Below are 23,304 nucleotides of genomic sequence, written 5' to 3'. Positions count from 1 at the left end.
ACGCCGCCACGAACGCACATCGGCGCCCGACCACCACGGTGGTCGGGCGCCGATGCGTGTCGATCAGTTGATCTCGCGGGCCGCCAGGGCCCGGCGCAGGTCGTCGCGGCCCTCCAGCACGTAGCGCTTGGCGGCGGCGGGTGCCGACGTCCGCTCCAGCCAGGCGTCGACGCGGGCGAGCGTCTCGGCCGTCGGGTTCGGCAGCGGGAACAGGTGGATCAGCGCGTTCTGGCCGATCCACACGCCCATCTCGTCGATGACGGTCTCGGCCATGTCGAGGTACTTCTCGACGTACGGCGCGAGCACCTCGGCCTGGCCGGCCACCTGGAAGCCCGTCGCGATCTGGCGGCGGGTCTCGTTCGGCGTCGAGGCGTCCAGGCCTCGGCCTTCGCCTCGGCGGTCGGGCGCAGGGCTCGGGCCCCGGCCGCGTTCTCACGGCCCTGGTTCGTGTCGTCACGCTCAAGCTCGGCGGCGATCTCGGCCTCGTCGGCGTCGCCCAGCTTCGCCAGCCCGCTGACGAGCGTCCAGCGCAGGTCGGCATCGAGCTCGAGGCCGGTCACGGACCCGCCCAGCAGGTCCCGCAGGGGCTCCGGCGAGGTGGCCGCGGACGCCATCGCCCGCGCGAAAGCCAGCTGGTGGTCGCTGCCCGGCTCGGCGGCCGCCAACAGCTCGGCGACGCCGCGTTCCCAGCGCTCGGCCAGCTCGGGGCGCTTCTCGTCCGACGTGAACTGGGTGACGGCGGTCTTGCCCTGGCGCAGCAGCGAGGACACCGCGGTGAGGTCGGTCTCGGTGCCGACGCCCGCCAGCACGAGGTCGACGAAGGACGAGGACGGCAGTTCTGCGTCGCGCGTCATGTCCCACGCCGAGCCCCAGCACAGGGCCCGCGGCAGCGAATCGGCGAACGAGCCGATGCTGCTCAGCAGCGTCTGGAACGACCCGTCGTCGAGGCGGATCTTGGCGTAGGTGAGGTCGTCGTCGTTGAGCAGGATCAGGTCCGGCCGCGCGCGGCCGACCAGCTCGGAGATCTCGGTGCGCTCGCCGCGCACGTCGGTCTCGATCCGGTCGAGACGCACGAGCCGGTCGCCCTCGCGGGAGTACAGGCCGATCGCGATGCGGTGGCGACGCAGGGTCGGATACTCGTCGGTCGCCGTCTGCTCGACCTCGAACCTCGTGAAGCGGCCGGCGTCGTCGACGTCGAAGTCGGCGCGCAGGGTGTTGACGCCCGAGGTCTGCAGCCACTCGGCCGCCCAGCTGTCCAGTTCACGACCCGAGGCCGCGGAGAGCTCGGCCAGCAGGTCGCCGAGCTCGGTGTTGCCGTACGCGTACTTCGTGAAGTAGCTGCGCAGCCCGGCGAAGAAGTCCTCCTCGCCGACCCACGCCACCAGCTGCTTGAGCGCCGAGGCGCCCTTCGCGTAGGTGATGCCGTCGAAGTTGGCCTCGACCGCGTGCAGGTCGTAGTTGTCGGCCGCGATCGGGTGCGTCGTGGGCAGCTGGTCCTGGCGGTAGGCCCAGTTCTTGCGGTTGTTGGTGAAGCCGGTCCACGCGTCGGTGAAGCGGGTGGCCTTGACCGACGAGTGGTGCGCCGCGAACTCGGCGAACGACTCGTTGAGCCACAGGTCGTCCCACCACTTCATCGTCACGAGGTCGCCGAACCACATGTGCGCCATCTCGTGCAGGATCGTGTTGGCGCGCTGCTCGTAGGCCGAGACGGTCTGGCGGCTGCGGAAGATCATCTCGTCGCGGAACGTCACGCAGCCCGCGTTCTCCATCGCGCCCATGTTGTACTCGGGCACGAACAGCTGGTCGTACTTGCCGAACGGGTAGCCCATCTGGAAGGCGCCCTCGAAGAACTCGAAGCCCTGCTTGGTGATGAGCACGATGTCGTCGGCGTCGAGGTACGGCACGAGCGACTGGCGGCAGAACACGCCGAGCGGGATCTCGCCGTACTCGCCGGAGTACGTGTCGCGGACCTCGTGGTAGTCGCCTGCGACGAGCGCGGTGATGTACGTGCTCATCTTCTTGGTCGGTGCGAAGTGCCAGGCCGAGCGGCGGTCGTCGAGCGACTCCGGCTCGGGCGTGGGGGAGTTCGACACGACCTTCCAGTGCGACGGCGCCGTCACGTGGAACGTGAACTCGGCCTTGAGGTCGGGCTGCTCAAACGTCGCGAACACGCGCCGGGCGTCGGGCACCTCGAACTGGGTGTACAGGTAGACGCGGTCGTCGGCGGGGTCCACGAAGCGGTGCAGGCCCTCGCCGGAGTGCGAGTACAGGCAGGTACCGGTGACGACGAGCTCGTTCTGCGCCTCGAGTCCGTTGATCGGGATGCGGCTGTCGGCGTACGCGGACACGTCCAGCTCGCGACCGTTCAGGGTGACCGAGGACAGCTCTGCGTCGACGAGGTCGACGAAGGTCGAGGAGCCGGGCGTCGCCGCGAACCGCAGGGTGGTGACCGAGCCGAACCGCTCACCCTCGAGGGTGAGGTCCAGGGCGATGTCGTAGGCGGCGTCGGACACGACGCCGGCGCGCTCACGGGCTTCTTCACGAGTCAGGTTGGTTCCGGGCATGCCCCCTACTCTTCCACCCGCTGTCCACCCCGTCAGGGCGAGCCCGGCGTGACCTGTCTGACGTGGGCCGCTCCACGCGGGACGGATCGGTGCAGGTCCGGCAGGATGGTGGTCATGCAGATCCCCTTCGCCTCGTCCGAGCGCTCGACGATCGGCGTGGAGTGGGAGCTGGCGCTCGTCGACCAGGACTCCGGCGACCTGCGCCAGGTGGCCCAGACCGTGCTCGACGCGGTCGCGCCCGCGGGCGGTGGCGAGCACCCGCACATCCGCCAGGAGCTGCTGCTCAACACGGTCGAGGTCGTCAGCGGCGTGTGCCGCACCGTGCGCGAGGTGACCGCCGACCTGCAGCGCAGCATCGACGAGATCCGGCCCATCACCGACCCGCTGCGGGTCGAGCTGATGTGCGCGGGCACGCATCCGTTCGCTCGCTGGACCCAGCAGAAGGTCACCGACAAGGAACGCTACGCGACGCTCATCGACCGGACCCAGTGGTGGGGTCGCCAGATGCTGATCTACGGCGTGCACGTCCACATCGGCATCGAGGACCGCGACAAGGTGCTGCCGATCAGCCGCGCGATGCTGACGCACTACGGGCACTTCCAGGCGCTCAGCGCCTCCAGCCCGTTCTGGGGCGGCCAGGACACCGGCTACGCCTCCAACCGCGCGCTCATGTTCCAGCAGCTGCCCACCGCGGGCCTGCCGTTCCAGTTCGACCACTGGTCCGAGCTCGAGCAGTACGTCGACGACATGCTCGAGACCGGCGTGATCGACGTGTTCGACGAGATCCGCTGGGACATCCGTCCCTCGCCCAAGTTCGGCACCCTCGAGATGCGCATCTGCGACGGCATCCCGTCGATGTCCGAGCTGGCCAGCATCGCGGCGCTGACGCACTGCCTCGTCGAGCACTACTCGCGCGAGCTGGACGCCGGACGCGAGCTGCCATCCATCCCGGCGTGGTTCGCGCAGGAGAACAAGTGGCGCGCCGCGCGGTACGGGATGGACGCGATCCTGATCCTCGACCGCGACGCCCGTGAGGAGCTGGTGACCGACGACCTCGAGCGGCTGCTGGTCCAGTTGGAGCCCGTCGCCGAGGCACTCGACTGCGTCGAGGAGCTGGCCGGAGTGCGCGACATCATCAACGAGGGCGCCTCGTACGAGCGCCAGCGCGCCGTCGCCTCGCGCAACGGGGGAGCGGTCGACGCCGTGGTCGCCGCGCTGGTCGAGGAAATGCGCGCGGGTCGTCCGGTGTTGCACCAGTCATGACCACCACCGAGACCGTCGACCTCTGGTTCGACCCGCTGTGCCCGTGGGCCTGGATGACCTCGCGCTGGATCCTCGAGGTCGAGCAGGTGCGCCCCGTGCGCACCTCCTTCCACGTCATGAGCCTGTCCGCGCTGAACGAGGGCAAGGACGTCCCCCAGGAGTACCGCGACATGATCGAGAGCGGCTGGGGCCCGGTCCGGCTCGCCATCGCCGCCGAGCAGCAGCACGGCAACGAGGTCCTGCGCGACCTCTACACCGCACTGGGCACGCGCCACCACCACGATGGCCGCGAGTTCGACCGCGCGCTCTACGAGGAGGCGCTCGCCGAGGCGGGACTGCCGCTCGAACTGGCCGACGCCGCCGACGACAGCTCGCTGGACGAGGCCGTCCGTGCCTCGCACGCCGACGGCATCGGCCGGGTGGGCGAGGAGGTCGGCACGCCGGTCATCGCGATCGGCGACGTCGCCTTCTTCGGTCCCGTGCTGTCGCCCGCCCCGAAGGGCGAGCAGGCAGGCGTCGTGTTCGACGGTGCCCGCGCCCTCGCGTCCTACGACGGCTTCTTCGAGCTCAAGCGCACGCGCACGCGCGATCCGATCTTCGACTGAGTCGTCGAGGTGCTTCGGACCCCAACCGCTAGGTTGGGGTCCGATGTCGACTTTGCTGGAGCGCGTGCGCGGTCGCTACGACCGCTGGAGGACCGGCCTTCAGCACCGCTTCCGCACCGATCTCGGCACCCGCGCCCGGGTCTTCGCCTGGTCCACGGCCGCTCTCGCGCTGACGGCGATCGCTGCGCTGCTGGTCCGTGAGGCCGTCGGCGACCTCGATCCGCTCACCGTGGCTGCCGCGGTGAGCGGCGTACTGCTCGTCCGGGCGGCCATGTTGCGTCCGGCCACGCCACCGCACGTCCACGGCCTGCCGGGCATGCCCGAGCCCGAGGTCTGCCCGACGCCCGAGCCACCGGACCGGACCGTCTTCGTACGGGCCGTGCGCTGGTTCGGTGCCGCGCTCGCGGTCGCCGTCGCGGCGGGCAACGTCGTGTCCGTTGCCGTCTTCCTCCTGGTGCTGGCGGTGGTGGCGGCTCCCGTCCTGGCGGACAAGGTCGCACTCGTGCGCGCCCGCCGCCGGCTGCGTCGCGCCCTGAAGGCCTACGAGCCCCGCTTCGTGCTGGGCTACGGCGGCTACGGCGGCGGCCCCATCCACGTCGGCATGTGGGAGCCGCACCTGCTCGCGTCGGGCGACCGGGGCGTGATCGTCGGGCTGCGCGCCCACTACTGCGCCGAGCTGCGCGCCGGGATCCGGCCGACGATGCCGTGGATCGCGGCGGGCTCGGACGTGCTGGGCGACATGCGCGTGCTGACGGTCCCGACCATGACGACGTTCTTCTACGTCCACAACGCACCGGGCCACCTCAAGCTCATGGGCATCCGGTCGGTGCGCCACGTGTGGCTGGGCCACGGCGACTCCGACAAGGCCGGCAGCCACCACACGCGGCACCTGAGGTACGACGTCCTGGTCGCCTCCGGCGAGGCCGCGATCGAACGCTATGCGCGTCACGGTGTCGAGATCCCCCGCGAGAGGTTCGTGCTGCTGGGCCGGCCGCAGTCGGGCGACGTGGTCCCCGCGGCGACGCCGGTCACCCGGGTCGCGCGCCCCACCGTGCTCTACACCCCGACGTGGACCGGCAACGGCGCGATGACGAACTTCTCGTCGATCAAGCTGGCCGACGAGATCCTGCGGGCGCTGGTCGACGCCGACGTCAACGTGGTCTTCCGGCCGCATCCGGTGTTCCTGCGTGACGAGTTCTGGGCGGGGCGCCTGCTCGAGCTCAATGCGATCCTGCAGGCCGACCACGTCGATCCGGCCTCGCCGCGGCGGCACGTGTGGGGCGACGAGGCGGTCCGCGGCCTGTCGGTGGCGGACTGCATGAACCGCTCCGACGCACTCGTGTCCGACGTGTCGAGCGTCGTGTCGGACTGGCTCGCCTCGGGCAAGCCCTACCTGATGATCAGCATGGCGCACCGGCTCGAGGAGTTCCCGGTCGAAGTACCCGTCGCTGTCGGTGGCTACATGGTCGACCGCACCCTCAAGGGTCTGCCCGGCGTGCTTGACGAGATGCTGCACCGCGACCCGCTGGCCGATCGGCGCGCCCGGCTCAAGGTGCACGTCCTCGGCGAGTACGAGGGCGACGGCTCTGCCCGCGCGTTCGCCGCGTGGGTCCACGAGATGGCCCACACGCCGATGGTCCGCGCCTGAGCCCGTTTGAGAGGATGACGCCATGCGCGTCCACCTTGGTGCCGACCACGCCGGCTACGAACTGAAGAACCACCTCGTCTCCTGGCTCAGCGAGCACGGCCACGAGCCCATCGACCACGGCGCGCACGAGTACGACGCCGACGACGACTACCCGCCGTTCTGTGTCGCGGCGGCCCAGGCCGTCCTCGACGACGAGGGCTCGCTCGGCATCGTGATCGGCGGCTCGGGCAACGGCGAGCAGATCGCCGCCAACAAGGTCGCCGGCATCCGCTGCGCCCTGACGTGGAGCGTCGAGACGGCCCAGCTGGCCCGCCAGCACAACAACGCGCAGGTCATGGGCATCGGTGCGCGCATGCACTCCCTCGAGGAGGCCGAGCAGATCGTCGAGGCCTTCCTGGCGACGCAGTGGAGCCAGGCCGACCGGCACCAGCGCCGCATCGACCTGCTGGCCACCTACGAGGACACGGGCAGGTTCTGATGGACCGGCAGAGTGCCTGAGGGGCACACCCTCCACCGGCTCGCACTCGACCTGACCGGCACGTTCGGCGGCAAGCGGGTCCGGTCGTCGAGCCCCCAGGGCCGCTTCGCCTCGGCCGCCGGCCTCGACGGCCGCGAGCTGGTGGAAGCCACGGCCCGCGGCAAGCACCTGTTCGTGGCCTTTGCCGGGACCGAGGAGCAGGTCCACGTCCACCTGGGCCTGTATGGCTCGTTCTCGTTCATCGAGGACGCAGAGCCGCCGGTCGTGGGGCAGGTGCGCTGGCGACTGTCGTCCGACAGCGTCACGGCCGACCTGCGTGGCCCGACCGCCTGCGAGCTGCTCGCGCCCGACGAGGTGACCGCGATCCATGCCCGCCTCGGTGCGGATCCGCTCGATCCGCAGGCGGACGTCGAGGCCGCGGCACGCATCGTCGCCTTGTCCCGCGCGCCGATCGCGACCCTGCTGATGGACCAGCGGGTCATCTCGGGGGTCGGCAACGTCTACCGCGCCGAGGTGCTCTTCCGCCACCGGATCGACCCGAAGACCCCGGGTCGCGACCTGAGGCCGACCACGTTCCTGACCCTGTGGTCGGACCTGGTCGACCTGATGGGGGAGGGGGTGCGGATCGGGCGGATCGACACCGTGCGCCCCGCGCACGAGCCGGAGGCCATGGGACGGCCGCCGCGCGAGGACGACCACGGCGGCGAGGTCTACGTGTACCGTCGCGACGGACAGCCGTGTCACGTCTGCGGGACCCGGGTCCGCACCGAGGTCCTGGGTGGCAGAAACCTGTTCTGGTGTCCGCGCTGCCAGCGACGCCGGTAAGGTCAGCCCGTGGGCACGACGCGAGGCGCGAAGCGGGATCCGTTGGGTCGCTATCTGTCGTCGAACGCCCGCGAGTGGCGGTCCGGCTCGAAGGACGGCCAGATGGCCGTCCTCGCGGCACTCATGCTGCTCACCGTCGTGATGTTCATCGTGAGCCTCACGTGGTACGACCTGATGCCCGCGGCCACGTTCATCATGCCCGTCGTCGTCGGCAGCGTGCTGCTGCAGTGGTGGCCCCAGGCCGCCCTGTCGTCGGTCGCGTTGTTCGCCGCCACGGTGACCGCCCTCGTGAACTCGGTCAGCGGCGGCTTCAACAGCTCGCGTCCCGCGACGCTCGTCACGATCTATCTCGCCACCGGGGCCCTGCTCTACAGCGCCTCGCGCTACCGCTCGGGCCTGCCCGCGGCGTTGAGTGAGGCGATGCTGATGGAGCTGCGCGACCGGTTGCAGAGGCAGGGCGCCGTCCCGAAGCTGCCCGATGGCTGGCTCAGCGAGTCGGCCATGGAGTCGGCCGGCTCGGCCAAGTTCGCCGGTGACTTCCTGGTGGCCAACCTGTCCAAGGACGAGAAGCACCTCGAGATGGTGCTCGTCGACGTGTGCGGCAAGGGCGTCGCGGCCGGCACCCAGTCGCTGCAGCTGGCCGGTGCGCTCGGAGGACTGATCGGCTCGCTGCCGCCGCTGGGCCTGTTCTCGGCCGGCAACGACTACCTGCTGCGCCAGCACTGGGACGAGGGCTTCGCGACCGCCGTGCACGTGCTGGTCAACCTCGAGACCGGCGGCTACGAGGTGCTCAACGCCGGCCACCCGCCGGCGATGCACTGGGACCGTGACCTGCAGGAGTGGGTCGTCTCGGGCGCGCGCGGCCTGGCGCTGGGCATCATCGACCAGCCCGACTTCCGTCCCGCCTCGGGCGTCCTGCGTCCGGGTGAGGCGCTCATGTTCTACACCGACGGCGTCGTCGAGACGCGTTCGCTCGACCTCGAGGTCGGGATCGACTGGCTGCGCGGCGCGGCCAAGCTCGCGATCGCCCCGGGCATGGAGGGCGCGCCCGCACGGATCATGGACCAGACCGAGCCCGGCGAGGACGACCGCGCCGTGCTCATCCTGCACCGCCTCGCGGACTGACCCGGCCGGCCGTCTGTCCTAGGCTCGTGGGATGAACGAGGAGCCTCGAGGTCTCGCCGGCCAGTGGCCGTTGCTGGTGACGTGCGCGGGGATCGTCCTGATGGGCGTCTTCGTCCTCACGGCCGCGGACGAACGCTTCGGCTGGGTCTTCGTCGCCTTCGGCGTGTTCGTCATCGTGAGGACGGCGCTGGCCGCGGTGCGGGACCGCCGCGGCTGAGGAGGAGCGGAGCGGACGACGGGACCCGAACCCGCACCATCTGCCGTGCGATGGTCGCTCGCGCAGTCACGCGACGACCTGTCACGCACCGTGTGCACGCGCGGATGGCGTGCATCATCGTGCAACTCCGCTCGCCCGCGAGCGGGTCGATCATCGTGACGAGGACGGCGCCCCATCCGAGGATGGGGCGCCGTCCCGGCGATCGGATCAGATCAGATCAGACCTTCGTGGTGCCACGTCGGCGACGAGCTGCGACGACGATGGCCGCACCCGCCAGAGCACTGAGCAGACCCAGCGCGAGCCAACCCGGCGACACACTCGAACCCGTGTCGGCCAGAGCCGAATCGTCCTTCTCGCCAGCGCCGGACAGATCGGCGGCGTCGAAGCCGTTCTCGAGCGTGATCGCCACCGACGCGCCGTGGTCGCCCGCCACGGTCACCACGGCTCCGCCGGCGCCGTCGTCGAGGATCTCGACTCCGTCGTCGTCGGACGCCCATGTGGCGCCCGTCCACGCGAGGTCACCGACGTCGCGGCCGTCCTCGACCATCTCGATCTCGGCACCGATGGGCAGGTCCCGGACCGTGGTGTTCCGCCCGGCCTTCACCGTGATGTCGCGTTCCTGCGGTTCGCCGAGCAGGTCGGTCCAGTTGAGCGTCACCGCGAACTCGGTACCAGCGGGAACATCGTCTGCGCCGGCTCCGGTGAGCTCCTTGCTCAGCCTCAGCAGCCCGAGCTTGTCATCAGCCACGTTGGTCACCTCGACCGCCGCCGTGGCGGCCGCACCGATCGTGACCAGCGCGGTGCCGTCACCGTTCACGGTCACCTGGTCGCCCGCCCACCGTGGCGTCTTCCACGTGAAGGACGCGGTGTCGGCCGGTGCGACCTCCTTGAGCGTGACAGCCGTGCCGTGCGGCAGATTCTCGCCGAGCGGAACCGCCTCGCCGTCCGCGGGCAGGACGAGGTCCTTGGAGTGTGGCTCGCCGTCCTTCGTCCACGTCGCGGTGACGGTGAACGAGTCCGGCACGTCCGCATGCTCCGCGGACACGCCGTCGAACGCCTTGCTGACCGAGAAGGTGCCGGGCGCCCACGTCGCCTCGTTGGTGACGGTGACGAGCGTGACATCGCCCTGCTGGTCGGACACGATGATCTCAGCACCGCCGTCACCGGTGTCGGTCACGCCGTCACCGCCGATGGTGATCGAGTCCCACACGACCGTGGGGAATCCGGGACGTTCGCCCTCGGTGATCGTCACGACAGTTCCGGCCGGCAGGTCAAGGCCCAAGCTCGTGGGGGCCTGGGCATTGATGAGCAGATCGCGGGACTGCTCGACGCCGTCGGCATCGGTCCAGGTCGCGGTGACGGGGAACTCGGTACCGGTCGGCACCTCGTCTGCAGCCTCGCCTGCGATGCCCTTGATGAGGCTGATGCCAGCGATCGAGGTCGCCGCATGGTTCTCCAAGGTGATCGTGGCGTTGGCGTCGCGACCGATCGTCACGACGGCCGACTCCCCGTCGGGGCTGACGCCCGGACCGGACCACACGGGATTGCCCCAGGTGATGCTGGATCCATCCATGAGCGGCGTCTCGGTCAAGGTCACCTCGGTGCCGATGAGCAGGTCCTCTCCCAGCGCCACTGCGGTGCCATCGGTGGGTACCGTCAACGTCTTCGAGCCCGAGGTCCCCTCCTCGTCCCACTCGGCCTTCACCGTCACGGTCGCGGGGACCTCACCGTTGTCGGCCTGTGCTCCGGTCACGTTCTTCACGAGCGAGAACGTCCCGACGGTCCGTTCGACGGAGTTCGTCACGGTGACCGCGGCCGGTGTCGTGACGTGACCGGCCCTCACGGAGAGGCTCGCCGGTGAGATCACCGGCGCGGCCCAGGTGAAGGTGTCGTCATCGGCCGGGACGACCTCGGAGAACTTGACCGTCGATCCGATCGGGAGGTTCTGCAGCACGACCGGCTCACCGGCGACCAGTTCGACCTCGCGGTCGGCCTGCGCCGGGAAACCGGCTCCCAGGGCTGAGGTGTCGATCTCGGCCGTGACGAGGTAGACGCGATCGGCCGAGACCTGGCCGGCGGCGCCACCATCGACCGCCTTGGCCAACTCCACCGAACCCAGATGTGCGGTGTTCGTGAGTGACACCGAGATGTTGGACCTCGGCGTGATGGTTGCCGTGGCGACCGTGCCGTCGGCGTTGACCGTCACCCCGTCGCCGGCGGTGAACTCCGGCGAGCCCCACGCCACTCCGGGAACGTTCGGCATGGTCGGTTCGGACAACTCGAAGGTCCAACCCCGGCCACGTGAGTTGAGGCCGCTGACCGGATCGCCGTCCAGCGGCACGGCGAGGTCGTACTCCACCGCGGTGGCGCCGTCCGGCGCGATCTCCTTGACGTGAACCGTGAAGGTCGTGCCGTCGGGCACGTAGGCGGCACCCGCCGTGTCGGCGAGGTCCTTGGAGACGGCGACCGAACCACGTGACGTGCCCTGACCAGTGCCGCTGCCGCGGTTGCTCTGCGTCACGGTCGGTCGGAACGAGCTGCCGAGTCCCTGGACCTCGTTGCCGTACTGGGTGCCGGGCGCATCCATTCCGCCGCTGGTCGTGCACGTCGTGTAGGTGAAGACGTACTGGTACTCACGGCTGAAGCCGTCGCTGGTTCCGCCGCCGGGGAGGGGAAGGTCGGTCTGGTCCAGCGTGAACGTCACCTCCTGGTCGTCCCGGGTGACCGTCGTCTGACCCGTCAGGTCCTGCGTGGTGAGTCCACCGTTCTGCAGCTGGTCCCGTGCCGCGACCTTGAGATTGAGTCGGGACGCGAGTCCACCGGATGGTTCACCCGCCTCGCAGACCTGGTGCGTGGGCGACAACGTGTCGACCAGGTTGAGCGCACCGGCCAGGTTCAGGGCCTCGAGCTGGCGACCGGGAATCGTGATCGCCCAGTTCAACGTGGTCTGCGGGGAGTGCTGGACTCCGTCGATCGTCACCGGCGTGGTGTTGATCGAGCCGGTCTTGTCGGACTTGCGCCCGGGGACCGTCGAGCTGCCACCGGTCACGTTGCCGTCGATCGAGGCTTCGTTCGTGTACTGGGTGCCGCCGGCGGGCAACTCGGTCTCGGTGACCGACGTCTCGTAGGTGATGAGGTAGCGCCAGTCCGATGCCTTGAAGTCGAAGTCGTCGTCGTCGATCGTGAAGGTCATGTCGAAGCCGGTACTCGACTGCGAGGTGACGTTCGGCGTCAGCAGCCCCGTGATGTCGGTGTCGCGTTCGCTGCTCGGTCCGTAGCGCTCGATGATCCGGATGTTGCTGATCGTGTCGGGGGCCAACTCATGGCCCGCCCCGAAGGACTCGGTGAACGTGAAGCTGTCCTGGTTGACCAGTTCGTCGCCGGGGACGACGATCGTCCAGCGGATCTTGCCGTTGCGCTCACCACCGCCGAGCACCGTCCCGGACTTCGACAGGTTGAGACTCCACGGTCGGTTCGTGACCTGGCCGACCCCGTGGCCGGACTGGCCCCATCCCTGGATCTGCATCGAGTTGTCGTACGTCGTGCCTTCCGGGTCGATCTCGCCGTCGATCGTGCACGTGACGTACGTGATGCGGTAGATGAGGTTCTTGTCGAAGCCTGCCGCAGGCTCACTGAGGTCGATGTCGAAACCATCGGCACCAGCCGTGGGCGCGGACGCCACCAGGTCCGTGACGTCGGCGACGACCGTGCCATCGGCCCGCACCGTCTCGACCTTGAATCCGGTCGGGTCGCACAGCACGTGGTTGCTGCCGAAGGTGTCGGTGATGCGGGCATCGCCGCCAGCGTGCACCAGGTTGGCGCCGGGAATGTCCACCTTCCACGTCATCGACCAGTTGTTCTGGTTCATCGCGCCGGACTTGCTGACCTCGCCCGGCAGTTCGACACCCGGATCGATGCCGCCACCGCCGGGCAGCGTGACGGGCGTGTCCGTGCCGTTGAGGTCGAACACGACCGAGTCCTCCGTCGTCGCCTCCTCGACCGTGATCTCGAACTCCCAGACACCACGGACGTCCTCAGGGAAATCGGCCACCACATCGGTCAACTCGCAGTTCGCGACACCTGTGGCGGGCTGCGTCATGCACTCGGCCCACACGACCGTGTTGCCGTCCTCGTCGAGGCTCGTCAATCGAAACGGCACCGCCTGCTCGAACGCGAACTCCGGCGGCAGCCCGATCGTGAACTCGTCTCCGGGTTGAGGATCGGCGTCACTGGCATCCCACGTCCCCCTGACGATCGCCGTGTCGCCGACGACCAACTGACCGCCCGGCCCGCTGCCCGTCTCGATCTCAGTCACCTCGACGCGGATCTCGCCGTTCGGTGCGGCCGAAGCCGGCGTCAACGTGAGGGTGGAGACCACCAGCGTGAGAAGCGCGAGGATCGACATGAGAGGTGTCGCGACGTTGCGACCACGCCTCACACGCGTCGATTTCTGGGGGCGCGGCGATGCCATGGTGCCTGCTTTCTGGAGATGGAGTCGTCCGAGCCCTCGTTCGGTCCCGAGACCTGACCACCGTCCATGCTCAGCCAGACTTCGACCCTCACTGAGCCGAACGGGCGGACTTCACCCCCTCTCTCACCCCGGGTTCAGCCTTGGCGCGCAGCCCCCGGTGATCCGGGTCACTTCTCGGCTGCTGTCGAGGCCAGATACGCTCGGCGGAACGAGCGGCCGAAACCGGCCACACGAGGAGCAGCAGTGCAAGCAGTCGTCTTCGACGCACCGTATGAGCACACGCCGGCGATGGCGGCGCTGGTGCCAGCGCTCGCCGCGTCGAACTGGACGTCGGTCGTGGAGATCATCGACCGTGACTGGGCCGAGATCTGGTACGCCGTCGATCCGTCTGACCTGCGAGTGATGTTGACGCAGCTTCCGGACGAAGAGGCCGCGCAGTTGACCCACGGGCGATTCCTGCTGAGCGTGGCAGGCCTGCGCGGTGACGATCCGTACGTGTCCACGTCCGCGGATCCAGACGCATCAGTGGAGACCGCGGCCCAACGCATGGCAGAACTGCGCTTGAACGGCCAGCCGCTGGCGTCGCTACGGATCGCCGAGCGGATGAACGGCGAGATCGTCCAGCGACGCGGACGACTCGTGGACACCACCCAGGGCAAGGCAGCCCTCTGGTCGATCCAGGTGGCGATCTCGGCCTTGCTGGCTGGCGACCTGCGCTCAGCGAAGGGGCTCCTGCTCGCCGCGACCGAATCGCACCGCCCCAGACGCTTCCCTTTCGTCCGCCGAGAAGCGGCCGCCAAACTGGCGCTCACGCATGCGCTCGCCGGAAAGTCGACTGCGGCTCGGGACTGGGCGGACCGCGCTCGCGCCCTGCCTCGCACCGCGTCCTGGGTCGAGCCGATGATCGACGACTCCTTGTGGCTGGTCGACTACGTGCTCGCGGTCGACAGCCTCGATCTGCACCGCGCTGAGGAGATGCGCCTCGCACGGCCCTCGCCGCTGGATCACCTGGAGTTCTGGGGCATCGCACTGATCACTCACGTGCGACATCTGGCGCTGACGGCGCGTCACGCACAGGCCGAGTCCCTCCACGAGTCAATCGCGGCGTTGGGGCTCCCGCTGCCCCGCAGCGATGGGTGGCTCGCGCACATGTTGAGCGACAGTCGTCTGCACGCTCTGCCACACGGCGATCTCGCGATCCGTGCGCCCCAGACCACCGAAGCCGTGCTCGCCCAACGATTCGGCGCGTTCGTCAAAGGTCAGCTGCCGGCCGTCGTCGCGCCTGTGCCCAGCCTTCCGGACGAGGCGCTCGCCGTGAGAGCAGAACTCGGCCTGAGGATTTTGCGCGTGCAGGCGTTCCACACGATCAACCCGACAGACGCCACCCGCTCGGCGCTGCTCGGAACGCTGGCAGAGGTGTGGGAGCGAGACCTCCCGAGCACCGTCCGCTACGTCAGCTCGGCGACGGCCGCGGCGCTGGCCGACACTGCCGAGGGCTCTCGGCTCGCCGATCTGATCCGCCTCCACGATCTGCGCCTGCTGGAGATCGCACCGGTGACGAGCGAACCGCTCACACCGGCCGAGTCGACGGTCCTCGAATACCTGGCCGCCGGTCACTCCCGTCAGCAGATCGCCACTCAGCTCACGGTGTCGCTCAGCACCGTGAAGTCGCACCTGCGCACGTCCTACAGGAAGCTGGGAGCCACGAACCGTGCCGAGGCCCTCGCCGCGCTCGAACTCCTCGTCGGCACCGCTGACCCCTGAAGACCCGCGTCGGTCGTGCGTTGCTCGTTGGAGCATGGCAGGTGGTGTCCAGCACCTTCATCCGGGGAGCGGACGACGGGACTCGAACCCGCAACATTCTGCTTGGAAGGCAGAGACTCTAGCCAATTGAGCTACGTCCGCGAGGCGCCGCAGCGCCGCGTCCATGATGCCACAGTCACGCCGGCGTGCGGTCAGGGGCGGACGAACCGCGTGATGACCGTGGTCGACTCGACCCATCGCTCGTCCTGCTGCAGGCCGGCGTCCCGCAGGAGTCCGTCCTCCCGAGAGACGGCCTCGGCGGGATAGTCGGCCCACCGGATCACCCAGAGCGTCCCGACGTCACCGAGTCGCTCGACCACGTCCGCGAGGGGGTGCGAGGTTCCGACGAGCAGGCCGCCGTCGACCGCTTCGGTCGCGAGGGTGACGTCGCGCAGGCCGCGGAACGAGTCCGGGTACGCGTCCGCCAGCAGCCGCGCGGACTTCCGGACCTCGTTGCCCGAGGGTGGCGTCCGCGGCCCGTAGTAGATGGCGTCACCGGGCTCGCGCTCGGCCTCGACGACGTCGGCGACCCGGGACCACGCGTAGGCGCTCTTGGCGGTCTCGCCGCGCTGTGACACGAAGACGACGAGCGAGGTCGCCACGAGGACGCCCCCGACGGCGACGGTGCCCGCCCGGCCGGGCACGCGCCGCAGGCCCGTCGCCATCAGCACGGCGAGTGCGGGAGCGCCGTACGCGAGGTAGCGCTGGTGGTAGACCGGGGTCGCCACCACGCTGTACGCCAGCACGAGGACCGTGGGGACGACGAGCCACGGCAGGGTCACCGCGACAGCGCGCCACCGGCGCGACGAGTCGCCCGGCAGCAGCGCCAGGACGACGAGCCCCCAGCCGACGAGCGCCAGCAGCAGCGCGGCCGGCAGCCAGCCGGGGGTCAGGACGTCCGCGGCGGACAGGCCCGACGATGAGCCGCCGCCGTCGGCGCCCTCGGTCGGCGTCGCCCCCAGGAACCACTGGTTCAGTCCCACGCTGCGGACCATCGTGGTGACCGGCAGTCGCACCCCACCGAGCTGCGCCGCCTGGGCACGGGACTCCAGCACGACCGGCATGGTCACCGTGCCCGCGACCACGACGGCCACCGACCACGCGACCCACACGCGGCGATCCGCACGCAGGATCAGGGCCGAGACCGCATGCGCGGGCACCAGCAGGAGCAGGAAGATGTTGAGCCAGCCGCCCAGCCCGAGCAGGATCGCGTACGCCAGCCATTGGGGCCATCGATCCGGCCGGTCGAGGGCACGCACGAACAGGTGGGTCGCCCACACCGCGAGCGCGATCGTGAGCGCGGAGGAGCGGGCCTCGATCCCCGCCCAGGTGACGCGCGGCAGCAGCAGCAGGATCGCCACGGAGATCACGGCGGTCGTCCCGTCGGCCAGCCGCCGGGTGAGGACGAACGTCCCGGAAGCGGCGACCCCGATGGCGATCGCGCTCGGCAGGCGGACGGCGAAGGGCGAGACGCCGACCATCTCGGTCCACGCGTGCATCAGGACGTAGTAGACCCCGTGGACCGCGTCCACGTTCCGAGTCATGGCCGCGAGGTCGGCGAGGTCCCGCCGGGCGGCGGCCAGCGTGGCGGCCTCGTCGTACCAGAGCGAGACGTGCCAGGACGCAAGGGCGACGTACGCGGCCGCCACGAGCGCGAGCAGGACCAAGGTGAGCGTGTCGCTGCGAGCGCGGGTCGGCATCGCGGCTCCCCTCGGCGGAAGGCGGCGCAGCCGACCCGAGCGGCGTGCGTGTGCCGCAGCCTATGGCGCCGGACCCCTCCAGCAGAAGGGCCGCCGGCGGATTCGCAGCGGGTGGGTCCGGTGGGACGCGGCTCAGCGCACGGTGGAGATCACGAGGTCGGCGGCCTGAGGGGTGGCGTCCGCCGCGAGGTACGCCGCCTCCTGGTCGGCCCACACGTCCCACCACGGCTCGTACGTCGAGCCGTCCCGCGCGAGCGCGCGCTCACGTCGCACCGAGGTGGGCGCCTCCAGCCAGACGAGGTGGCTCAGGAACGGTCGCAGGACGCGCGCGCCGGCCCCGACGCCCTCGATGATCAGCTCGGACGTGGGTCGAACGCTGAGCCATGGGCCGGGCCGATCGGCCTCCCAGTCCCACTGGCGCGCACGGCCGCGCTCGCCGATCGCCAGGTCCGCCAGCAGGGCGCGCACCATCGCCGGGGTCTGCGCGAGGCCACGCCAACCCGGGTAGAGACGCTCGAGGTGCAGGATCGGTGCACCGAGCTGATCGGCCAGGTCCAGCGCGAGGGCGGTCTTGCCGGCGCCGCTGCGCCCGTCGATTGCGATGACCCTGGTCGCTCCGCACGCCGGGGCGCGTTCGCGCACGCGCGGCACCAGGAACTCGGCGGGCGTGGGGTCCATTGGGTCGACGGTACCCGCTTCACGGTTCGATGCCGACCCCGTGCCGGGGTAGATTGACCGGCATGGAAGCGGTTCGCGTTCGCCTGTTCGCCGCCGCCCGTGAGGCGGCCGGCACCTCCGAGACCACGGTCGAGGCCGCCACGATCGGCGGGCTGCTCGATGCGTTGTCCCAGCAGTTCGAGGATCTCGGCCCCGTGCTGACACGGTGCTCGATCCTGCTCGAGGGCGTCCGCACGACCGACCGCGCCGTGGCGATCGAGCCGGGCGGCACGGTCGACGTGCTGCCGCCCTACGCCGGGGGCTGAGTCAGCCGCCGATCGCGCTCATCGGGCGATCGGGTTGGATGAAGGTCGGCGAGTCGATGCCGTGCCCCGCCCGCTTGGCGGCGATCGACGACGTGACGATTCCCGCGAGGTCGGCGTCGCTGCCGCCGGTGCGCAGGACGCGGACCAGGTCGGACTCCTCGCGGGCGAAGAGGCAGTTGCGCACGTGTCCGTCGGCGGTGATGCGGATCCGGTCGCACGCCGAGCAGAACGGTGCCGTGACCGAGGCGATCACACCGACCGTGGCCGGGCCGCCGTCGAGCGTCCACGTGTCGGCGGGGGAGGAGCCACGGTCGCCCACGGGCTCGAGCCGGAACCGGCTTCGCAGGCGCTCGAGGATCTCGGAGCCGGGGACCATCTGGGCGCGGTCCCACGTGTGGCCCGCGTCCAGGGGCATCTGCTCGATGAAGCGCAGCTCGGCGCCGATGCCTGCGGCGTACTCGACGAGGCTCACGATCTCGTCCTCGTTGACGCCGCGCATCGCGACCGTGTTGATCTTCAGGGGCGTGAAGCCGGCCGCCTTGGCCGCGTCGATGCCGGCCAGCACGTCGTCGAGGCGGTCACGGCGGGTCAGCTCGAGGAAGCGCGCGCGATCGAGCGTGTCCAGCGAGACGTTCAGCCGGGCCAGGCCGGCCTCGCGCAGTGGCACGGCCAGCTCGGCCAGACGCAGTCCGTTCGTGGTCATCGAGACCTCGGGGCCCAGGGCCGCGAGGCGGCGCACGACCTCGACGGCGTCCTTGCGCACGAGTGGCTCGCCGCCGGTCAGCCGGATCTCGGTGACGCCCAGTTCGACGCACACCCGGGCGACGCGCTCGATCTCGTCGGTCGTCAGGATGCTGTCGCGCTCGAGCCACGGCACCCCCTCGGCGGGCATGCAGTAGGTGCACCGCAGCGAGCACTTGTCGGTGAGGGAGATCCGCAGGTCCCGGTGGACGCGGCCGAAGCCGTCGACGAGGCTCATGCCGACACCTCCGCAGCGCAGGACGGTACGAGAGCCCCGGTGTCCCGGAGCCCGAGGTTCACGTGCTGGCGCTCGTTCACAGACCCACCCATCCGGTGACGCCGTCCGCGTCGGTCTGACGCTTCCAGATCGCCACCTCAGTCTTGATCAGCTCGATCAGCGCACGCGTGGCCTCGAGGGCCTCGGCGCGGTGGGGCGCGGCGCTCGCGACGACCACGGCGACGTCCCCGATCCCCAGCGTCCCATAGCGGTGCGACACCGCGATCGTGGTGCCCGTCGCCTGGGCGACCCGGGCGGCGAGCGCGCGCAGCATGCCCTCGGCGTCTGGGTGGGCCTCGTACTCGAGTCGCACCACGGTGCCACGCGCCTCGGGGTCGTGGTCGCGGATCGTGCCGACGAAGATGTCGACCGCGCCGTGCTCGGCCCCGCGGACCGCGTCGAGGTGCGACATCACGTCCAACGGCTCGTCGACCACGACCGCGTGCGCGACGCGGCCGGTCGGAGCATCGGTGATCATGCAGACAGCCTAGGTCGAAGGGGCTCACGGCGTCGGGTGGCCGACGGGCGGCGGCCGCGATGTCACTGGTCGGGATGACAGGATTTGAACCTGCGGCCCCCTGCTCCCAAAGCAGGTGCGCTACCAAGCTGCGCCACATCCCGTGGGCACGGATCAGTGTACGGCCGTTCGCCCGTCGCCGGTGGCGGCCCGTTTGACCTGCCACCACGGCGGACCCGTAGACTGAACGCTGGCCTGCGTGAGGACTCCGTGGGCTGTCCCGAGCCCATCGACGCAGGAGTCAACACGTGAAGAGCAGCACCGAATCGCTGAGCCCGACGCGGGTCAAGCTGACCATCGAGGTGCCGTTCGAGGAGTTCAAGCCGAACCTCGACAAGGCCTACAAGACCATCGGTGCGCAGATCCAGATCCCCGGCTTCCGCAAGGGCAAGGTGCCCCCGGGCATCATCGACCAGCGTGTCGGCCGCGGCGCGGTGCTCGACGAGGCGCTCAACTCCGCACTGCAGGGCTGGTACACGCAGGCGCTGCAGGAGACCAAGACGACGCCGCTCGGCCAGCCCGAGATCGACCTGACGAAGTTCGAGGACGGCGAGACGATCGAGGTCACCGCCGAGGTCGACGTCCGTCCCGCGCTCGAGCTGCCCGACGCCTCGGACATCGAGGTCACGGTCAAGGACATCGAGATCAGCGACGAGGACGTCTCCGAGCAGTTCGACCAGCTGCGTGAGCGCTTCGCGACGTTCACCGACGTCGACCGCCCGGCCGCCGACGGCGACTCGATCACGATCGACCTGTCGGCCGCGCACAAGGACGGCACCCTGATCGACGACGCCCAGGCCGACGGCCTGCCGTACGTCGTCGGCAAGGCCACGATGCTCGACGGCCTCGACGAGGCCGTGACCGGCCTGTCCAAGGGCGAGTCGAAGACGTTCTCCACGACCCTGCTCGGCGGCGACCTCGCCGGCGACGAGGTCGACGTCACCGTCACCGTCCAAGACGTGCGTCAGACGGATCTCCCCGAGCTCGACGACGAGTTCGCCCAGATGGCGTCCGACTTCGACACGATGGACGAGTTCCGCGCCGACCTGGTCGAGCGCCTGACCCGCGGTCGTCGCATGGAGCAGGCCGCCGAGGCCCGTGACCTGGTGCTCGAGCAGATCGTCGAGAAGGTCGATGCGCCGATGCCCGACGGCCTGGCCGAGACCGAGCTGACGAACCGCCGCCAGCAGATGGACCAGCAGCTCGCCATGGCCGGCCTGACGCTCGAGGACTACCTGCGCGACCAGGAGGACGGCAAGACGGTCGAGGAGTTCGAGTCCGAGCTCGAGAACGACGTCCGCAACTCGATCGTGGCCCAGTTCGTGCTGGACCAGATGGTCGAGGAGAACGAGTACGACCTCGACAACGACGAGCTGAGCCAGCACATCATGCGCCGCGCCCAGCAGTCGGGCGAGGACCCGAACTCGTACATCCAGCACATCATGGAGCACAACCACGTGCCCGAGATGATCAGCGAGGTCCTGCGCGGCAAGGCACTGGCGTCGCTGGTCGAGTCGGCCAAGGTCAAGGACGAGTCCGGCAACGTGATCGACCTGGCGAACCTGCGCGCCGACGGCACGATCGGCACGGACGAGGACGAGGACGAGACCGCCTCGCAGTGATTGCGGGCGGGTCCGAACCGCCTGAGTCATCAACGCCGAGGGTTCCAGTCATCAGATGGCTGGAACCCTCGGCGTTGTCGCGCCACCGGTTCACGTGACGAGATCACGGCAGGTCCGCGCGGGACCGTGGTGCACCATGGGAGCCATGTCCTCGACGGCGCGCACGACCGATGTCGCAGCGCTCGCCCTCGAGTACGGCGACCGGCTCATCGTGGGCACCGTGCGCGAGGTGCACGGCGCCGTCGCCCGCCGTGCGTTCCGCGCGACGCGGCTGATCGGCAGCCGGCTTCCCGAGTCAGTGCACGATGCCGTCGCCGGCACCGTCTACGGCGGTCTCTCGGGGGCGCTGCGGATCTCGGGCAACGCCGCCCGCTCGCTGGCGGCGCGTGGCGTCGGCGCGCCGGTGGACGACACCCGGCTTGGCCGCGGCGTGCGCGCGGCGGTCAACGGGCTGATCGGCGACGAGCTGCGCCTGCAGGGCGACCCGCAGGCGATCACCATGGCACTGCGTCGCGACGGGGTCGACGTCCCCGCCACCCCGTGGCAGCTGCGCCACGCTTACCCCGGTGCGACGGGCCACCTCGTGGTGTTCGTCCACGGCCTGTGCGAGAACGAGGAGTCGTGGCTCACCCCGGGCCGTGAGCGTCCCACGTACGTCGAGCGACTGGCGGCCGAGACCGAGGCCACGCCCGTCCTGGTGCGCTACAACACCGGCCTGCACGTCTCCGAGAACGGCCAGCACCTCGACGAGCTCCTCGAGCAGGTCGTCGCCTCGTGGCCCGTCGCGGTGCACCGGATCACCCTGGTCGGCTACTCGATGGGCGGACTGGTCGTGCGCGCCGCGACGAACCGAGCGACCGTCTCGGGTCACCAGTGGCCGCACCGCGTCGGCGACGTCGTCTGCCTCGGCACCCCGCATGCCGGGGCCAACCTCGAGAAGGCGGCCCACCTGGGCTCGCGGATCCTGCGGATCTGGCCGCAGGCGACGCCCTTCGGCACGATCCTGGACGCGCGCTCGGCCGGCATCGTGGACCTGAGGCACGGCTACATCACGGCCGACGAGTGGGAGGGCCAGGACCTGACGGCGCGATGGGGCCTCGACCGGATCGCCGCCGCGCCGCTCGCGCATGCCGAGTACCACTTCATCGCCGCGACCATCGGCGCTACGCCGCGCCACCCGTTCAGTGCCGTGCTCGGCGACCTGCTCGTGCACTTCTCGTCGGCGTCCGGCATCGGGCGGAGAGGTCCCGTCGTCGAGCACGCCCAGCTCGAGTACGTGCCCTCGACCCATCACTTCGCGCTGCTGAACCACCCGCGCGTGGCGGACTGGCTGGTCACCTGGGTCAACTCGCGGCCGCAGCCCCGTCGCCTGGAGCCTCCTCGCGCGTGACCCGGGTCACCCCGATGTGACAGTGTCGCTGTCACGATGGGTACGCTCACCCGCAGGACCGCACCAAGGAGGACCGTCGTGGCGAACCGCGAGCAGATCCAGGCGTCGATCGAGATCGACGCGACCCCCGAGCAGGTCTGGGCGCTGATCAGCGACCCGACCCGGATGCCCGAGTGGAGTCCGCAGTGCCGCAAGTCGATCGTCCGCGGCGGGGGACCGGTCGGGGTCGGCACGACGACGCTCAACGTCAACCGGCGCGGCGCGCTGCTGTGGCCGACGCGCTCGAAGGTCAAGGAGTTCGTGCCAGGCAAGCGGTTCGCGTTCAAGATCGCGGAGAACGGCACGGTCTGGTCGTACGACCTCGAGTCGACGGCGACCGGCACGCGCGTCACCGAGAGCCGGCACGCCCCCGACGGCGTCTCCAAGGTCTCCAACCTCCTGACGAAGTACGTCCTGGGTGGCACGGACGACTTCGAGGTCGAGCTCGAGCAGGGCATGAAGCAGACGCTCGAGCGGATCAAGGCCACCGCCGAGGGGGCGACCGCGGGAAAAGCGTGAGCGGCGTCCCGCCGCTGCTGGCCTCGACGTTAGTCTCGGCGACGCCCGACCAGGTCTGGAACGTGCTCAAGGACCAGCGCCGCATGCGGCACTGGAGTCCCGAGACGCTCGTCCAGCTCTTCTTCCCGCGCCGGCTCTCGCACCAGCAGGTCAGCGTGAACCTCAACCGGCGCAAGGGCTTCGTGTGGCCGACCGTGAGCCGTTACGTGGACGTCGCCCGCCCGCACCGGCTCGCGTTCTGGGTCTACGGTCCCGCCGCACGATGGAGCTACGCGCTCGAGCCGGAGGGCTCGGGCACCCGCCTTTCCCTGCGCCGCGACCTCGGCGGTGGACGCCGCAGCCTCGTGAGCCGGGTCGTCGCGACCCTCGCACTCGGCGGCGTCGAGAGCCACGACGAGGAGCTGCTCGCCGGGATGCAGCGCACGCTCGCGGCGATCGGGCACGACGCCGAGGTCCACGCCCGGGCGTGACGCTCGCTGTACGCCGATGGCGAACAAGCACCCGGGCCACGTGTCTG

Annotated in this window: 18 protein-coding genes, 2 tRNA genes and 1 pseudogene; 13 read left to right on the top strand and 8 right to left on the bottom strand. The window is 70.1% G+C overall.

From position 1 onward, the window contains the following. Nucleotides 1-63 precede the first annotated feature (63 nt). Nucleotides 64-2,564, bottom strand: a pseudogene (pepN, locus tag RT323_RS05615) (aminopeptidase N). 114 nt (nucleotides 2,565-2,678) lie between these two features. Between pepN and RT323_RS05610 the strand changes: the two are divergent. The 7 genes from RT323_RS05610 to RT323_RS05580 are packed head-to-tail and all read left to right on the top strand — an operon-like array spanning nucleotide 2,679 to nucleotide 8,725. Next, the gene (locus RT323_RS05610; RefSeq protein WP_313405729.1) at nucleotides 2,679-3,827 is read left to right on the top strand and encodes a glutamate--cysteine ligase; all 1,149 of its coding nucleotides are present in this window, start codon (nucleotides 2,679-2,681) and stop codon (nucleotides 3,825-3,827) included. Further along, nucleotides 3,824-4,432, top strand: coding sequence for a disulfide bond formation protein DsbA (locus tag RT323_RS05605; protein WP_313405727.1), 609 nt, complete (start codon nucleotides 3,824-3,826; stop codon nucleotides 4,430-4,432). Before RT323_RS05610 ends, RT323_RS05605 begins: the two co-directional genes overlap by 4 nt. A gap of 43 nt (nucleotides 4,433-4,475) precedes the next feature. Continuing rightward, nucleotides 4,476-6,080, top strand: a complete 1,605-nt coding sequence (locus tag RT323_RS05600; protein ID WP_313405725.1) for a CDP-glycerol glycerophosphotransferase family protein — start codon at nucleotides 4,476-4,478, stop codon at nucleotides 6,078-6,080. 22 nt (nucleotides 6,081-6,102) lie between these two features. Then, entirely contained in the window at nucleotides 6,103-6,558 is a 456-nt protein-coding gene (locus tag RT323_RS05595) for a ribose-5-phosphate isomerase (protein ID WP_313405723.1), read from the top strand. Between the two features lie 12 nt (nucleotides 6,559-6,570). Beyond that, the gene (locus RT323_RS05590) at nucleotides 6,571-7,383 is read left to right on the top strand and encodes a DNA-formamidopyrimidine glycosylase family protein (protein WP_313405721.1); all 813 of its coding nucleotides are present in this window, start codon (nucleotides 6,571-6,573) and stop codon (nucleotides 7,381-7,383) included. A gap of 9 nt (nucleotides 7,384-7,392) precedes the next feature. Next, complete coding sequence (locus RT323_RS05585; RefSeq protein WP_313405720.1) at nucleotides 7,393-8,508, top strand: PP2C family protein-serine/threonine phosphatase; 1,116 nt, start codon at nucleotides 7,393-7,395, stop codon at nucleotides 8,506-8,508. A gap of 31 nt (nucleotides 8,509-8,539) precedes the next feature. Next, on the top strand, nucleotides 8,540-8,725 hold the full coding sequence (locus tag RT323_RS05580; RefSeq protein WP_313405719.1) for a hypothetical protein: 186 nt from the start codon (nucleotides 8,540-8,542) through the stop codon (nucleotides 8,723-8,725). 217 nt (nucleotides 8,726-8,942) lie between these two features. Here RT323_RS05580 and RT323_RS05575 read toward each other — a convergent pair whose 3' ends face one another. Further along, nucleotides 8,943-13,196: a DUF5979 domain-containing protein gene (locus RT323_RS05575; RefSeq protein ID WP_313405718.1), complete on the bottom strand. Its 4,254-nt coding sequence runs from the start codon at nucleotides 13,194-13,196 to the stop codon at nucleotides 8,943-8,945. A 288-nt stretch (nucleotides 13,197-13,484) separates the two neighbouring features. On the opposite strand from RT323_RS05575, the gene RT323_RS05570 reads away from it, so the two are divergent. Continuing rightward, nucleotides 13,485-14,960, top strand: a complete 1,476-nt coding sequence (locus RT323_RS05570; protein WP_313405716.1) for a helix-turn-helix transcriptional regulator — start codon at nucleotides 13,485-13,487, stop codon at nucleotides 14,958-14,960. Between the two features lie 67 nt (nucleotides 14,961-15,027). Here RT323_RS05570 and RT323_RS05565 read toward each other — a convergent pair. The 3 genes from RT323_RS05565 to RT323_RS05555 form a co-directional block, all read right to left on the bottom strand. Then, a tRNA-Gly gene (locus RT323_RS05565) sits at nucleotides 15,028-15,101 on the bottom strand. 50 nt (nucleotides 15,102-15,151) lie between these two features. Next, complete coding sequence (locus tag RT323_RS05560) at nucleotides 15,152-16,699, bottom strand: glycosyltransferase family 39 protein (RefSeq protein WP_313405714.1); 1,548 nt, start codon at nucleotides 16,697-16,699, stop codon at nucleotides 15,152-15,154. Between the two features lie 132 nt (nucleotides 16,700-16,831). Then, complete coding sequence (locus tag RT323_RS05555) at nucleotides 16,832-17,377, bottom strand: 4-amino-4-deoxy-L-arabinose transferase (protein ID WP_313405712.1); 546 nt, start codon at nucleotides 17,375-17,377, stop codon at nucleotides 16,832-16,834. A 62-nt stretch (nucleotides 17,378-17,439) separates the two neighbouring features. On the opposite strand from RT323_RS05555, the gene RT323_RS05550 reads away from it, so the two are divergent. Beyond that, the gene (locus RT323_RS05550) at nucleotides 17,440-17,682 is read left to right on the top strand and encodes a MoaD/ThiS family protein (RefSeq protein WP_313405710.1); all 243 of its coding nucleotides are present in this window, start codon (nucleotides 17,440-17,442) and stop codon (nucleotides 17,680-17,682) included. A gap of 1 nt (nucleotide 17,683) precedes the next feature. Here the strand turns inward: RT323_RS05550 and moaA are convergent, their stop codons facing one another. The 3 genes from moaA to RT323_RS05535 all read right to left on the bottom strand — a co-directional run bounded on the left by moaA (nucleotide 17,684) and on the right by RT323_RS05535 (nucleotide 19,321). Then, nucleotides 17,684-18,661 (bottom strand): GTP 3',8-cyclase MoaA, encoded by a 978-nt coding sequence (moaA, locus tag RT323_RS05545; RefSeq protein WP_313405708.1) that lies wholly within the window; start codon nucleotides 18,659-18,661, stop codon nucleotides 17,684-17,686. Between the two features lie 76 nt (nucleotides 18,662-18,737). Further along, nucleotides 18,738-19,178 carry a molybdenum cofactor biosynthesis protein MoaE gene (locus RT323_RS05540; protein ID WP_313405707.1) on the bottom strand — a complete coding sequence of 147 codons (441 nt, stop codon included), beginning with the start codon at nucleotides 19,176-19,178 and terminating at the stop codon, nucleotides 18,738-18,740. Nucleotides 19,179-19,244: 66 nt separating this feature from the next. Beyond that, nucleotides 19,245-19,321 (bottom strand) — tRNA-Pro (locus tag RT323_RS05535). A 144-nt stretch (nucleotides 19,322-19,465) separates the two neighbouring features. Here RT323_RS05535 and tig point away from each other — a divergent pair. From tig to RT323_RS05515, 4 genes are all read left to right on the top strand, one after another. Next, nucleotides 19,466-20,839, top strand: coding sequence for a trigger factor (tig, locus tag RT323_RS05530; protein ID WP_313405705.1), 1,374 nt, complete (start codon nucleotides 19,466-19,468; stop codon nucleotides 20,837-20,839). Between the two features lie 145 nt (nucleotides 20,840-20,984). Then, complete coding sequence (locus RT323_RS05525) at nucleotides 20,985-22,229, top strand: alpha/beta hydrolase (protein WP_313405704.1); 1,245 nt, start codon at nucleotides 20,985-20,987, stop codon at nucleotides 22,227-22,229. Between the two features lie 78 nt (nucleotides 22,230-22,307). Then, nucleotides 22,308-22,787: an SRPBCC family protein gene (locus RT323_RS05520; RefSeq protein WP_313405702.1), complete on the top strand. Its 480-nt coding sequence runs from the start codon at nucleotides 22,308-22,310 to the stop codon at nucleotides 22,785-22,787. Next, complete coding sequence (locus RT323_RS05515) at nucleotides 22,784-23,257, top strand: SRPBCC family protein (protein ID WP_313405700.1); 474 nt, start codon at nucleotides 22,784-22,786, stop codon at nucleotides 23,255-23,257. Before RT323_RS05520 ends, RT323_RS05515 begins: the two co-directional genes overlap by 4 nt. Nucleotides 23,258-23,304: the final 47 nt, after the last annotated feature.

The sequence above is a fragment of the Aeromicrobium sp. genome (genome assembly GCF_032084975.1).
Taxonomy (GTDB): Bacteria; Actinomycetota; Actinomycetes; order Propionibacteriales; family Nocardioidaceae; genus Aeromicrobium.
Note: the sequence above shows the minus strand (reverse complement) of the source record. Positions and strands in the feature narration are given on the sequence as shown.